Annotated in this window: 13 protein-coding genes; 6 read left to right on the plus strand and 7 right to left on the minus strand. The window is 35.3% G+C overall.

The genetic code is table 11. The annotated features are described in order from the left end of the window. Positions 1-76 precede the first annotated feature (76 nt). Positions 77-820: a DUF6503 family protein gene (locus QWY91_RS00650; RefSeq protein WP_290230666.1), complete on the plus strand. Its 744-nt coding sequence runs from the start codon at positions 77-79 to the stop codon at positions 818-820. Here QWY91_RS00650 and QWY91_RS00655 read toward each other — a convergent pair. Further along, the gene (locus tag QWY91_RS00655) at positions 812-1,390 is read right to left on the minus strand and encodes a DUF4269 domain-containing protein (RefSeq protein ID WP_290230668.1); all 579 of its coding nucleotides are present in this window, start codon (positions 1,388-1,390) and stop codon (positions 812-814) included. The genes QWY91_RS00650 and QWY91_RS00655 overlap by 9 nt on opposite strands. Continuing rightward, the gene (locus QWY91_RS00660) at positions 1,344-2,105 is read right to left on the minus strand and encodes a class I SAM-dependent methyltransferase (protein WP_290230670.1); all 762 of its coding nucleotides are present in this window, start codon (positions 2,103-2,105) and stop codon (positions 1,344-1,346) included. Before QWY91_RS00660 ends, QWY91_RS00655 begins: the two co-directional genes overlap by 47 nt. Before the next feature lie 229 nt (positions 2,106-2,334). Between QWY91_RS00660 and QWY91_RS00665 the strand changes: the two genes are divergently transcribed. Continuing rightward, on the plus strand, positions 2,335-3,735 hold the full coding sequence (locus QWY91_RS00665; RefSeq protein WP_290230672.1) for an NAD-dependent succinate-semialdehyde dehydrogenase: 1,401 nt from the start codon (positions 2,335-2,337) through the stop codon (positions 3,733-3,735). A gap of 84 nt (positions 3,736-3,819) precedes the next feature. On the opposite strand, the gene QWY91_RS00670 is transcribed toward QWY91_RS00665, so the two are convergent. After that, complete coding sequence (locus QWY91_RS00670) at positions 3,820-4,362, minus strand: phosphoglycerate mutase family protein (protein ID WP_290230674.1); 543 nt, start codon at positions 4,360-4,362, stop codon at positions 3,820-3,822. 3 nt (positions 4,363-4,365) lie between these two features. Then, entirely contained in the window at positions 4,366-5,466 is a 1,101-nt protein-coding gene (locus tag QWY91_RS00675; RefSeq protein WP_290230677.1) for an esterase-like activity of phytase family protein, read from the minus strand. Positions 5,467-5,580: 114 nt separating this feature from the next. On the opposite strand from QWY91_RS00675, the gene QWY91_RS00680 reads away from it, so the two are divergent. Continuing rightward, positions 5,581-5,766 (plus strand): CsbD family protein, encoded by a 186-nt coding sequence (locus QWY91_RS00680; protein ID WP_290230679.1) that lies wholly within the window; start codon positions 5,581-5,583, stop codon positions 5,764-5,766. A gap of 71 nt (positions 5,767-5,837) precedes the next feature. Here the strand turns inward: QWY91_RS00680 and clpB are convergent, their stop codons facing one another. Continuing rightward, positions 5,838-8,441 (minus strand): ATP-dependent chaperone ClpB, encoded by a 2,604-nt coding sequence (clpB, locus tag QWY91_RS00685; protein WP_290230681.1) that lies wholly within the window; start codon positions 8,439-8,441, stop codon positions 5,838-5,840. 179 nt (positions 8,442-8,620) lie between these two features. Between clpB and ytxJ the strand changes: the two genes are divergently transcribed. Both ytxJ and QWY91_RS00695 read left to right on the plus strand, forming a co-directional pair. Beyond that, positions 8,621-9,016: a bacillithiol system redox-active protein YtxJ gene (gene ytxJ / locus QWY91_RS00690; RefSeq protein ID WP_290230682.1), complete on the plus strand. Its 396-nt coding sequence runs from the start codon at positions 8,621-8,623 to the stop codon at positions 9,014-9,016. A 121-nt stretch (positions 9,017-9,137) separates the two neighbouring features. Beyond that, positions 9,138-9,353, plus strand: coding sequence for a hypothetical protein (locus QWY91_RS00695; protein WP_290230684.1), 216 nt, complete (start codon positions 9,138-9,140; stop codon positions 9,351-9,353). A 48-nt stretch (positions 9,354-9,401) separates the two neighbouring features. Here the strand turns inward: QWY91_RS00695 and fahA are convergent, their stop codons facing one another. Then, positions 9,402-10,691 carry a fumarylacetoacetase gene (fahA, locus tag QWY91_RS00700; RefSeq protein WP_290230687.1) on the minus strand — a complete coding sequence of 430 codons (1,290 nt, stop codon included), beginning with the start codon at positions 10,689-10,691 and terminating at the stop codon, positions 9,402-9,404. 108 nt (positions 10,692-10,799) lie between these two features. On the opposite strand from fahA, the gene glyA reads away from it, so the two are divergent. Then, positions 10,800-12,074, plus strand: coding sequence for a serine hydroxymethyltransferase (gene glyA / locus QWY91_RS00705; protein WP_290230689.1), 1,275 nt, complete (start codon positions 10,800-10,802; stop codon positions 12,072-12,074). A gap of 72 nt (positions 12,075-12,146) precedes the next feature. On the opposite strand, the gene QWY91_RS00710 is transcribed toward glyA, so the two are convergent. Further along, a complete protein-coding gene (locus QWY91_RS00710; RefSeq protein ID WP_290230691.1) occupies positions 12,147-12,491 on the minus strand; it encodes a DUF6249 domain-containing protein in 345 nt (114 codons plus the stop codon). Positions 12,492-12,622: the final 131 nt, after the last annotated feature.

Consider the following 12,622-nt stretch of genomic DNA (forward strand, 5'->3'; position numbering starts at 1 on the left):
GTAATAAATCTGGTCGATTTCAATTCAAATATAAGTTGCTGAAAGGATTTACTATATTTGCCGACAATTTTAACCTATGAGAAAATATACCCTACTTACAATTGTTTTCCTATTTATTCTTGCTTGCAATCAAAAAGAACTTGCTCCGGCTCAGATTGTAGATAAAGCCATCGAAGCTTCAGGTGGCGACAAATATAAATCTGCGGAAATTTCTTTTCGTTTTCGGGATAAAAAATATAGAAGTAAACGGAAAAATGGGAAATATCAGTTAGAACGTTTTCATATAGATTCGTTAGGTAACAATATCGTAGATCGTTTAAGTAATGAAGGATTTGTTAGAAATGTAAATGATACCACCGTTTCTTTGTCTGATCGTGCAATTAAAAAATACTCCAATTCAGTAAATTCAGTGCATTATTTTGTGCAGCTACCTTTTGGACTTGAGGGTGATGCTGTAAATAAAAAATTAATTGGTAAGGATAGCATTAACAATAAGGAGTACTACGAAATTAAAGTAAGCTTCGATCAGGATGGTGGTGGCACCGATTACGAAGACGAATATATGTATTGGATAAACGCCGATTCTTTCACAGTAGATTATCTAGCCTATAGTTATCATGTAAATGGCGGTGGTATTAGGTTTCGAGAAGCGTTTAATCCAAGAGTAGTTAACGGATTGCGATTTGTAGATTATAAAAATTATGCTGAAAAAGATCTTTCTACGCCTTTAGAAAAGTTGGACGATCTCTATCAGGCTGGGGAACTTGAATTATTTTCTGAAATTATTACTGAAGATATAGAAGTTGATCTTTCAGAATAATTGATTTTCGATATCTAATAATGATTGGTAGGGATTACCTTCCAATTGAAGTAATTTGGCAAAAGCAGGTTCGGTTTTTAAGTCTTGGTTTTTAAGTTTTATAATTTCAGTTCGGAAGTTTTCATCTTTTTCCTGAAGAATCTTATGCTCAATAACCATGTGTCGATAAGCATTTTGCTGATTTACAGGTAGATTTTGACCAAAGATCTCAATTTCAAAATAGCGAGTTTTAAAACTGCAAACGGTGGCTAATTCTGTAAATTTTGAAGTTTTCCATAATTTGAAGTCATCGTTATTACCAAAATTAGCAATTAGTTTTTCCTTGAATTCAGTATGGTTTTCTACATAGCACGAAATATCAAGGTCGCTAGAGGCGATCGCAATATCTAATGGAATTGTTCCTGTAAGTACAGGCTGAAATTCGGCTAATATCGACATGATTTTTAGATCCAAAATCTCCTTATACGCAAGCTTTTGAATTTCACTTCCAGTCCTTAAATATTCCAGATTTTTAAAAACCATATTAGCTATTTTTGTAAGCAATAATTCGTAATCGTCGATAATCGGCATACCAGCCATCTTTTTTTAAAAGTTCAGGCTGTAATCTGGATTGTACTTCATTTTTGATGATGTCGCATTCCTTTTCGGGAATACCTTCAAAAAAAGATTTACCAAACATCGAAAGCCAATCTGTAATTCCGCTTTTAGCATCGGCTAATTTTGTAGGACGGTCGTATAATTCAGCTAAATGTACTTCAAAGCCAGTCTGTTCTAGAACCTGCGTATATTCAGAAACAGAAGGGAAATACCACAACTTGATATTGGCCTGTTTAGGATAGTTTTTTTCAAGTAGAACTTTTTTAAGCGTTTGCTCGATTTTCTGCACGTTTCCTTTACCACCAAACTCAATTACAAGTCGGCCATTGCTTTTTAAGTTTTCAAACATGCAATTTGCTGCAGCATGATAATTTTTCACCCAATGTAAAGTAGCGTTAGAGAAGATAGCATCGAACCTTTTATTGAAATGAAATTTTGCAGCGTCGCCAACTTCAAAATCTATATTGGGAAAATGAGTTTTTGCATTTTCAATCATACTTTCAGAGGCATCCATTCCAATAACTTCAGCACCGGCATCAGCAATTTGTTGAGTTAGTTGTCCTGCTCCGCATCCTAAATCTAAAATTCGTTCTCCCGCATTCGGTTTTAAAAGCTCTATTAGCGAACTTCCGTAGTGAAAAACAAAATCGTGTTTTGTGTTATATAAGGTAGCATCCCAGGTTGCCATGTTTTTTAAATTTTAGATTATCGTTTAGAGAATTGAGTAAGATATTTCATGTTTTTCTATAAAATAAAATTAGGCAAAAATACCGAGCTTCATAATCCAAAAGAAGATTTAAGAAAAAGGTTTTTTATGTTAATAAGTCTCAATTAACTTCAATTTCAAAAAGCTTTAACGGGGCTTTATAAGCAAAGCCTCTCACTTCATCGTAATTTAGAAAAAAATTGAAAAAGCTATGAGTATATTAATTGAAAACAACACAATCACGACGGTGAATCCTGCGACTGGTAAAAGTCTTAAGGATTATCCGCTAATGACGAATGAAGAAGCGAGTGAAGCTGTAAAAAAATGTCATGAAGCTTTTGTAGAGTGGAAGCATTATTCTTTAGCAGAAAGAGCAGAAGTGCTTAAAAATATAGGAAAAACACTTAAGGATTATAAAGATGAATTTTCTAAGCTTATGACAAGCGAAATGGGGAAAATCATCGCTCAGGCCGAGGAAGAAATCGAACTTTGTGCGGCGATCTGCGATTATAGTGCAGAAACTGGACAAAAAGAATTGGCAAATGAGCCAGAACGTGAACTTCCAGGAGGAGGACGCGGAATAATCACTTATTCTCCAATTGGAGTAATCTACGGAATCCAACCATGGAATTTCCCAGCATATCAGGTAGTTCGTTACGCTATTGCAAACTTGATGGCAGGAAACGGAGTATTATTGAAGCATGCTGAAGGAACAACTGGATCTGGATTAATGTTGCAAGAAATCTTCGAAAAAGCCGGTTTACCTAAAAACTTATTTACCGTATTAATTATTGATCACGATCAATCTGATGATATTATCGATAATGATTTTGTAAGAGGAGTAACCTTTACAGGAAGTCCAAACGGTGGTAGAGCTGTAGCTCAAAAAGCAGCTGGAAACCTAAAGAAAACTGTTTTAGAACTAGGATCTAACGATGCGTATTTAGTATTGGATGATGCAGATATCGATGTTGCTGTAAATTGGAGTGCTCAAGGTAGAACCTATAATAATGGGGAGACTTGTGTTGCTGCAAAAAGATTTGTAGTTACAGAGAAAAACTATGACGCTTTCTTAGAAGCATTTGTAGAGAAAATGAAGAATGTAAAAATGGGCGATCCAACAAATGAAGATTCTGATATTGGACCAATGGCTCGTGAAGATCTAAGAGAGAAATTGCACAACCAGGTTGAAGAAAGTGTGAAAAACGGAGCTAAAGTATTATGTGGTGGAGGAATTCCAGATGGAGACGGATTTTTTTACCCATCAACTGTATTGGCGAACGTAAATCCAGGACAACCTGCTTACGACGATGAACTATTTGGCCCAGTAGCATCTGTGATCAAAGCGAAAGATGATGAAGATGCAATGCGAATTGCAAATGATAGTAGATTTGGTTTAGGTGGCGGAATTTTCTCTAAAGATGAGAAAAAAGCAATCGAACTAGCTGAAAAACATTTTGATACCGGAATGGTGTTTATTAACTCATTCGGTGTAGCACAACCAAATATGCCATTTGGTGGAGTTAAAAACTCTGGTTATGGTAGAGAGCATGGAGGATTTGGTATGAAAGAATTTGTAAATACCAAAGCAATCAATATCCTAGAAGGATAGAAATAAATGTAGTTAAGTCGCTGGAATTAGTTACAGCGCAATTGGTTGGAAAAAAAGCCGTGATATTAATCGCGGCTTTTTTATTTAGTTAAATGTGAGGTTTTGAATTGTATTTTCTGCATTAGGATTTACCTGTACGATAAATAACTTTCCGTGTTCAGATTCGTCGATATCAGCTTCAAAATGATCGTAACCTAAGGTTCGATTGGCAAAATATGGAGTCGTATTTGTATGTCCAACAACTAATACTTTTTTGCCCAAAGTTTCTTTTTTGAATTTTTCTGAATTCAGATTCTTGTGGTCGTAAACTTCAATAGAAAGATTCTTACTTTCAGCAGTGGGTTGTGCTGTTTCTCTTGTTCTAATGAAATCTGAACTGTAAATCGCATCAAAATCTGCTTCAGTAAAAATCATTTTCCATTGTTCAGCTCTCTGTTTTCCTTCCGCAGTTAATTCAGGGTTTTTGTTATTAGCGTCTGAAGTATCTTTTTCAGCATGTCTTATAAAATAATACGTTGTTGATTTTTCTGACTTATTTTGGCTATTATCATTCTTATTGCCTGGCGTAGTTTGGCAGGAAAACAAAAATGTGAGCATAAGTACTAAAAGCGTGATCGATCTGGTCATGATTTATTTGATATCTATTTCTAATAAAATCAGCTGTGTGAGCTGTTTAGTAAAGCTATTAAAATTATTATCTGAAATTAAAAGGAGAGATTGTTTTCCATTTGGCAATTTTGGGCCAAAACAAATACCCTCAATATTATCAATAATTTTATCTGTTAATTGATCTCTTACCGATTTAAAATCAAAAACCAATCTTTTTTCAGCAGGAGTAAAACTTGCTTTTTTTAATGAATGTTGCTCTAGAATATTTGTAGCATTACCGGCATCGACATCAAAAATCTTTACCGTGTTGCTTTTCGAACCATGCCCCGCTGAATATGCGCGTTCTAATACTAAAAAGTTATTTTCTTTATATTCTAAAATTTCGGTAACGCCGTTGATCGCAAAATAAAGCCACGGAATTTTAGAAATTCCGTCTAACTTATAAGCGAATTGTTTACTTGCTTTTTTAGAATCTTTATCAAAGTAAGTGATTCTGGTAAATGATTTAGTCGGAAATAGTTTTGGTTTAGGTCCATCTTGCTCCAACGGTAATTCTGTTGAAACCCAGATGCCTTGGCGATCTTTAGATTCAGTCAATCCTTCAAAAACTCCATTATGTCTAGGTTTTTGCTCACCGGTAGCTGTAAAATGCTGAGGAATTTCAAAAGCATCTTCAAAATTCCCATTTTCGTCTAAGATAAAAATAGAAGGATCTTGCTGATTGTTGATATTCCCTTCACTAGTAATATAAACGTGATTTACTTCCGGTAAAAACCGAATCGATTCAGGATCTAAAGGATGATCTTTGAAGAATTCAGCCGATTTTTCAATAAAAACGGCTTTATCAAATCTTACCGAATCAATTTTATTTGAAGCAATATCTATTTCAGCTTCGTAAAACCGTGCATCAGATGGCGTATCAACAATAAGGTAATATTTGCCATTTTTATAGTCGATTCCAGACAACCCGCCGACTTTGGTATCATCTACCATTAAGTCTTTATCGATAATATATTCATCCAGAAATTTTACCTGAACACGTTCGTCGTTTACTCTATTGGTGGTCGCACAAGAGGTAAGGAAAAGTCCAGAAATAGCTAAGAATATTAATTTTTTCATCATAAAATTTTTCAGGACGAAAATAACAAAAGCTTAAGTAAAATATGGCTAATCCTTATGACTAATCGGTTAAATCTAATTGTATTTTTATATAGTTAACCAGTAAAAACAAAAGTTATGAATGATGATCAGTTAGAAGGAAAATGGAAACAGATGAAAGGTGAATTTAAGCAAAAGTATGGTAAAGTTACCGACGACGACACCACCTATTCTGAAGGGAAATTTGACGAGATGCTTGGAAGACTTCAGGAAAGAACCGGAAAGTCTAAAGCAGAATTGAGAAAAGAGATAGATAAGTGGTAGTTAAAGCGTAAGCCTTAAATAAAAAGGGACTGCATTTGCAGTCCCTTTTTTCATGATTTTTTTTATAGTAATTAAGATTCGGCTAATTCTTCCTGATTTCTGAAAACTAAATTGTCGTCAAATTCATCTAAAAGAATAATACTATCGGTACTTATCTTTCCTGAAAGAATTTCTTTGGATAACTTATTCAATACTTCTTTTTGTACCGTTCTCTTCACTGGTCTTGCTCCAAATTGCGGATCAAATCCTCGTTTTGATAAGAAAGACAATGCCTGTTCAGTAGCATCTAAAACAATATTCTGTTTCGCTAGCATCTTCTTAACGCCTTTTAATTGTAAACCAACAATACGTTTGATGTCTTGCTGAGTAAGTGGCGAGAACATTACAATATCATCGATACGGTTAATAAACTCTGGTCTTACGCTTTGCTTTAATAAACTAAGAACTTCTGTTTTTGATGCCTCCATAGCACTTTCAACATCCGGAATATTTTCAAATTTATCCTGAATAATCTGGCTTCCCATGTTAGACGTCATAATAATGATCGTGTTCTTAAAATCTGCCAAGCGCCCTTTATTATCGGTTAATCGCCCTTCATCTAACACTTGTAATAAAATATTAAAAGTATCTGGATGTGCTTTTTCAATTTCATCTAAAAGAACTACTGAATAAGGTTTGCGTCGCACTGCTTCCGTTAACTGTCCACCTTCATCATAACCCACATATCCCGGAGGTGCACCAACCAATCGGCTAACAGAGTGGCGTTCCTGATATTCACTCATATCAATTCTCGTCATAGCCGATTCGTCATCGAATAAATATTCGGCTAAAGCTTTGGCTAACTCTGTTTTTCCTACACCGGTAGTTCCTAAAAATAAGAACGATCCAATAGGTCTATTTTGGTCTTGCAAGCCAGCACGACTTCTCCTAACCGCATCACTTACTGCAACAATAGCTTCTTCTTGACCTACAACACGTTTATGCAATTCATCTTCTAAACGGAGTAATTTTTCGCGTTCGCTTTGTAGCATTTTAGTAACAGGTATTCCTGTCCACTTCGCTACTACTTCAGCAATATCATCATTAGTAACTTCTTCCTGAATTAAAGATTTTCCGCTTTCTTTCTCCTGAACTTCTTTTTGCAGGCGTTCTAGTTTTTCCTGAGCATCTTTTATCTTTCCATAACGTAATTCGGCTACCTTACCGTAGTCTCCTTCACGTTCAGCACGATCTGCTTCTAATTTATACTCTTCAATTTCAGTTTTTGCACTTTGGATATTGTCGACGACTTCTTTTTCATTTTTCCATTGTGCATGGATCTCGTTTCGCTCTTCTTTAAGATTCGCTAAATCGGCGTGTAACGATTTCAGTTTTAATTCATCCTTTTCACGTTTAATCGCTTCAATTTCAATCTCAAGTTGCATGATTTTACGATCCAGCACATCTAATTCTTCCGGTTTGGAATTAATTTCCATGCGGAGTTTAGATGCTGCTTCATCCATAAGGTCGATCGCTTTATCTGGTAAGAATCGGTTAGTGATATAGCGTTGCGATAATTCTACCGCTGCGATAATCGCTTCATCTTTAATTCTTACTTTATGGTGCTGCTCATACTTCTCTTTAATACCTCGAAGTATAGAAATTGCACTTTCGGTGTCTGGTTCTTCCACCATCACTTTCTGAAAACGACGTTCTAGAGCTTTATCTTTTTCGAAATATTTTTGATATTCATCCAAAGTAGTTGCACCAATAGCTCTAAGTTCACCGCGGGCAAGTGCAGGTTTTAAAATATTGGCTGCATCCATAGCGCCCTGTCCACCACCGGCACCAACTAGCGTGTGGATTTCATCGATAAATAAGACGATATTTCCATCGCTATCAGTAACTTCTTTGATAACTGCTTTTAGACGTTCTTCAAATTCACCTTTAAATTTTGCACCGGCGATTAAAGCACCCATATCTAAAGAGAAAATTTGTTTGTCTTTAAGATTTTCGGGGATGTCACCAGCTACGATACGATGCGCTAAACCTTCTGCAATTGCAGTTTTACCGGTACCCGGTTCACCAACCAGCATTGGGTTGTTTTTGGTTCTTCGAGACAATATTTGTAGAATTCTACGAATTTCTTCATCTCTACCAATTACCGGATCTAGTTTGCCAGTTTCAGCAAGCTCATTTAAGTTTTTTGCGTATTTATTAAGGGAGTTGTAAGTTTCTTCAGCACTTTGTGAAGTTACTCGGTCTCCTTTTCTCAATTCTTCAATAGCTGATTTTAAACCTTTCTCGTTGGCGCCTTGATCTTTTAAGATTTGCGCAACTTTACTAGACGATTTAAAAATGGCTAAGATTAAATGTTCTACAGAAACATATTCATCGTTCATTTTTTTAGCAATGCTCGACGCTTCATTTACTGTTTTGCCGGCTTCCCGACTCAGCATAATATCTCCACCGCTAACTTTTGGAAAACTCTGTAGCGTGTTATCCAAAATTTGTGTAAAAAGGTTAACGTTTATGTTCAATTTTTTCAGCAAAAACGGAGTCACATTTTCGTCTACAATAGTAATCGCTTTAAATAAGTGCTCGTTTTCAATTTGCTGATGGCCCATCTCCTGAGCAAGCTGTTGCGCCTGCTGGATAGCCTCCTGTGATTTTATGGTAAAATTATTAAAGTTCATGTTTTATTTCTTTTTCATATTCTAAATAGCAAATGCTATACCCTAAAGATAATTAGACAAAATGACACTATTTTTAATGAATTTTAAGACAAAACGTCATAAATGCTAATTATAATGAAAACATTGTATTTAAGCTAAGCATTCGCTTTGAAGGTTTTATCTTTGTTTAAAATTGAATTATGGGAATTTTTGATAAAGTATTTGGAGGAGGAGAGAAGGAAGAAAAAAAGACGTCTGCTATTAATTGGACGCCTTTAACCGATGTTTCGCAATTAGAAATAGCTGAAATGGAATCTCAGCAACAATTAGTAGCGATCTTAAAGCATTCTACACGTTGTGGAATTAGTCGTATGGTGTTAAAACAATTTGAAAATTCTTACGACATTCCTGAGGATGCAGAGGTGAAATTATACTTTTTAGACCTTCTTAATCATAGAGATATTTCAAATAAAATAGCTGACCGTTTTAGTGTAAGACACGAAAGTCCGCAGCTTATCTTGCTTAAGGGAAAAGAGGTGGTTCACCACAGTTCGCATCAGGATATAGAAGTTCAAAATATTAAGGATTTTCTATAAAATTTGAATTTTTAGTTTTTTTAATTTAATTTTAGAAACCATTGTTAAAGATTATTAATCAATCTGATTAAAATTATGATCATTCGTAATTTTGATTTAACGAATAAGATTAATCATAGTTATGGATAAAGAAATAGATTTTACAGAACTGGAAAAAAGATGGGAAGCCATCAAGGAAAGTCAGGAAAACAATAGAGAAGAAAGAGAGTTCCAAGATCACAGCAAAGCGAATCTCCCTGAAGATAGAAAATCAGGCGGAAGCTCTGAAGAGAAAAAAGCTTTAGAAGCTGCAATGCGTGAGTCGCGAGAATTCAGAAGTTATAATAGAGTGAGATAAAAAAAGCTGCCAAATTTGGCAGCTTTTTTTATGCTATATATTTTTGGATTATTTCTTTTTAGGTTCGAAAACAGGTAAAATTTTGGTGTTAATTTCACCAAAACCAATTCGCATACTCTCATTTTCACAGTGCCCTCGCATAATTACAGTATCATTATCTTCTACAAAGCTACGCGAACTACCATCTTCTAAAACTAATGGTTTTTCACCTTTCCACGAAAGTTCTAACATGCTACCGTAAGTATCTGGTGTAGGACCAGAGATTGTTCCAGAAGCCATCATATCTCCCGAATTTACCGGGCATCCATTAATGGTGTGATGTGCCAGTTGCTGGCTCATATTCCAATACAAATATTTGTAGTTTGTTTTAGAAAGTAAGGTTTCGCTTGTATTTTCAGGCTTTAAGTACACTTCAAGTTTAATGTCAAAGCTTTTATCACCTGTGTATTGAAGGTAAGACATCAATTCCTTTTCAGGTTTTGGTCCTTCGGTTCTAAAAGGTTCTAAAGCATCCATGGTTACAATCCAGGGAGAAATAGAAGATGCAAAGTTTTTAGCCAAGAATGGCCCTAGCGGCGCATATTCCCATTTCTGGATATCACGAGCACTCCAATCATTAAACATCACCATTCCAAAGATGTATTCTTCAGCTTCATCTACAGGAATTGGCTCACCAAGTAAATTGGCATCTGTAGTGATAAAAGCCATTTCCATTTCAAAATCTATTTGTTTTGAAGGTCCAAATACAGGTTCACTTGCGCCTTCTGGCATGGTTTGACCTTTTGGACGGTGAATAGGAATGTGGCTGGTTACAATAGAGGAACTTCTACCATGATATCCTACCGGAATGTGAAGCCAGTTTGGCAATAATGCAGTTTCTTTATCGCGAAACATACTTCCTACATTGGTAGCATGCTCTTTACTAGAATAAAAATCGGTATAATCTCCAACCTGAACCGGCATCTGCATTTCTATTTCATCTAAAGTGAAAAGAACAACATTACGATGATCCTGATTATTTTTTAAAGCTTCGTTTTTCTCGTCAAAAATATCAGCAATACGATTTCGTACTAAACGCCAGGTTTTTTTACCATCTGAAATAAAATCATTTAAAGTATCCTGAAGAAAAATATCATCGGTTAAAGGAATGCCTTCAAAATACCCAAGTTGATGTAATGCACCAAGGTCGATCGCAAAATCCCCGATTCTGGTTCCGATAGTGATAATGTCATCTCTGGTTAGAAAAACTCCAAAAGGAATATTCTGAATTGGAAAATCAGTGTCTTTTGAAATATCTAGCCAGGTTTTTCTGCTGGGATCGTTTGCGGTAATAGACATAGAAAAATAAAAATTTGTTAAAATCTGAATGATTCAAATATATTATTTTCCTGTAATTAACCGAATGTATTTATTACTTTTGATGAATATTTAACGTAAATAATTAAGATGCAACGAGATACACAAATTTTTGATTTAATCGAGAAGGAAAAAGAGCGTCAACTGCATGGTTTAGAGCTTATTGCAAGTGAAAACTTTGTAAGTGAGCAGGTAATGGAAGCCGCCGGATCTGTGCTTACCAATAAATATGCAGAGGGATATCCCGGTAAGCGTTATTACGGAGGATGTGAAGTAGTAGATGAAGTAGAGCAATTAGCTATCGATCGTTTGAAAGAACTTTTTGGAGCAGAGTATGCCAATGTACAACCACATTCTGGATCTCAAGCCAATACTGCAGTTTTCCAGGCATGTTTAAAGCCAGGTGAGAAATTTTTAGGTTTCGACCTTTCTCATGGTGGACATTTAACACACGGTTCTCCAGTAAACTTCTCAGGGAAATTATACGAACCTGTATTTTACGGAGTAGATAAAGAAACCGGGCTAATCGATTATGATAAAGTAGCTGAAATTGCAGAAAAAGAAAAGCCAAAAATGATTATTGCTGGTGCTTCTGCTTATTCTCGTGAGATCGATTATAAACGTTTTAGAGAAATTGCAGATAGCGTAGGTGCTATTTTATTTGCCGATATTGCACATCCTGCGGGACTTATTGCAAAGGGAGTAATTGGCGATCCAATGCCACACTGCCATATTGTAACTTCTACCACGCACAAAACACTTCGTGGACCAAGAGGTGGAATTATAATGATGGGGAAAGATTTTGATAATCCATTTGGATTGAAGTTGAAAAACGGAAATCTTAAGAAAATGTCTTCATTACTGAATAGTGCTATTTTCCCAGGAAATCAAGGTGGACCCTTAGAGCATATTATTGCTGCAAAAGCGGTAGCTTTTGGAGAAGCTCTGACAGATGAGTTTTTGCATTATGCCGTACAGGTAAAGAAAAACGCAAAGAAAATGGCTGAAGCTTTTGTTGAAAAAGACTATCAAATCATTTCTGGCGGAACCGATAACCACTCTATGCTTATCGACTTAAGAAATAAAGAGGTAAGTGGTAAAGAGGCTGAAGAAGCTTTAACTAAAGCCGATATCACAGTAAACAAAAACATGGTGCCGTTTGATGATAAATCACCATTTGTAACCTCTGGAATTAGAATTGGTACTGCTGCAGTAACTACAAGAGGTTTAATTGAAGAGGATATGCCAAAGGTTGTAGAATTGATCGATAAAGTAATTATGAATATCGATAATGACGCAAAATTAGCTGAAGTGAAATCTGAAGTAAACTCTTTAATGCACGGCCGTCCGTTATTTAAAGCCTAATCGGATTTTCTATATATAATAAAAAAAGCTACCAGAGATGGTAGCTTTTTTTATACAACGATGTTAGATGAATTATAACTTCAATTTTTTAGTTAGATAAAAACCTAGCAACAACGAAATTCCGGATAAGAAAAACATAGGGGCTAAATAAGCAATTTCATCAGGAATCACAGTATTCGTTTCTAATGCGTTACCAACTAGAAAACTTATACCCATAAATATCAGTAAAAGGCCGAGATTTAAAAGAACTACTTTCCATATAGGTGATGCTCTGTCTAATCTCGCTTTAAAAATTTCAGCACTTTCACCTTTCTCTATAAGCGCTAAACGTTCCCTGTTTCTGGTAGAAAAGAATAGATAGAAAACACCAAAGATACTGGCGAACATTGATACTGGTATTATAATAGCTGGATCCATAATTTAATTTTTTATTTGACGAATAATTTTTTACAAGCGGTTTCAAAAGTTAAGACGATATGTTTCTAAAATAGGTTACAAATTTATTTCAGAAAAAATATAAAGATTTATGTAACCATTACTTGTAGCTT

Source organism: Zunongwangia endophytica (assembly GCF_030409505.1).
Classification (GTDB): domain Bacteria; phylum Bacteroidota; class Bacteroidia; order Flavobacteriales; family Flavobacteriaceae; genus Zunongwangia; species Zunongwangia endophytica.

Bases quoted from the DNA above. Each gene is read 5' to 3' on its own strand.
- QWY91_RS00650 (WP_290230666.1), top strand. From the start codon at position 77: ATGAGAAAATATACCCTACTTACAATTGTTTTCCTATTTATTCTTGCT.
- QWY91_RS00655 (WP_290230668.1), bottom strand. From the start codon at position 1,390: ATGCCGATTATCGACGATTACGAATTATTGCTTACAAAAATAGCTAAT.
- QWY91_RS00660 (WP_290230670.1), bottom strand. From the start codon at position 2,105: ATGGCAACCTGGGATGCTACCTTATATAACACAAAACACGATTTTGTT.
- QWY91_RS00665 (WP_290230672.1), top strand. From the start codon at position 2,335: ATGAGTATATTAATTGAAAACAACACAATCACGACGGTGAATCCTGCG.
- QWY91_RS00670 (WP_290230674.1), bottom strand. From the start codon at position 4,362: ATGACCAGATCGATCACGCTTTTAGTACTTATGCTCACATTTTTGTTT.
- QWY91_RS00675 (WP_290230677.1), bottom strand. From the start codon at position 5,466: ATGATGAAAAAATTAATATTCTTAGCTATTTCTGGACTTTTCCTTACC.
- QWY91_RS00680 (WP_290230679.1), top strand. From the start codon at position 5,581: ATGAATGATGATCAGTTAGAAGGAAAATGGAAACAGATGAAAGGTGAA.
- clpB (WP_290230681.1), bottom strand. From the start codon at position 8,441: ATGAACTTTAATAATTTTACCATAAAATCACAGGAGGCTATCCAGCAG.
- ytxJ (WP_290230682.1), top strand. From the start codon at position 8,621: ATGGGAATTTTTGATAAAGTATTTGGAGGAGGAGAGAAGGAAGAAAAA.
- QWY91_RS00695 (WP_290230684.1), top strand. From the start codon at position 9,138: ATGGATAAAGAAATAGATTTTACAGAACTGGAAAAAAGATGGGAAGCC.
- fahA (WP_290230687.1), bottom strand. From the start codon at position 10,691: ATGTCTATTACCGCAAACGATCCCAGCAGAAAAACCTGGCTAGATATT.
- glyA (WP_290230689.1), top strand. From the start codon at position 10,800: ATGCAACGAGATACACAAATTTTTGATTTAATCGAGAAGGAAAAAGAG.
- QWY91_RS00710 (WP_290230691.1), bottom strand. From the start codon at position 12,491: ATGGATCCAGCTATTATAATACCAGTATCAATGTTCGCCAGTATCTTT.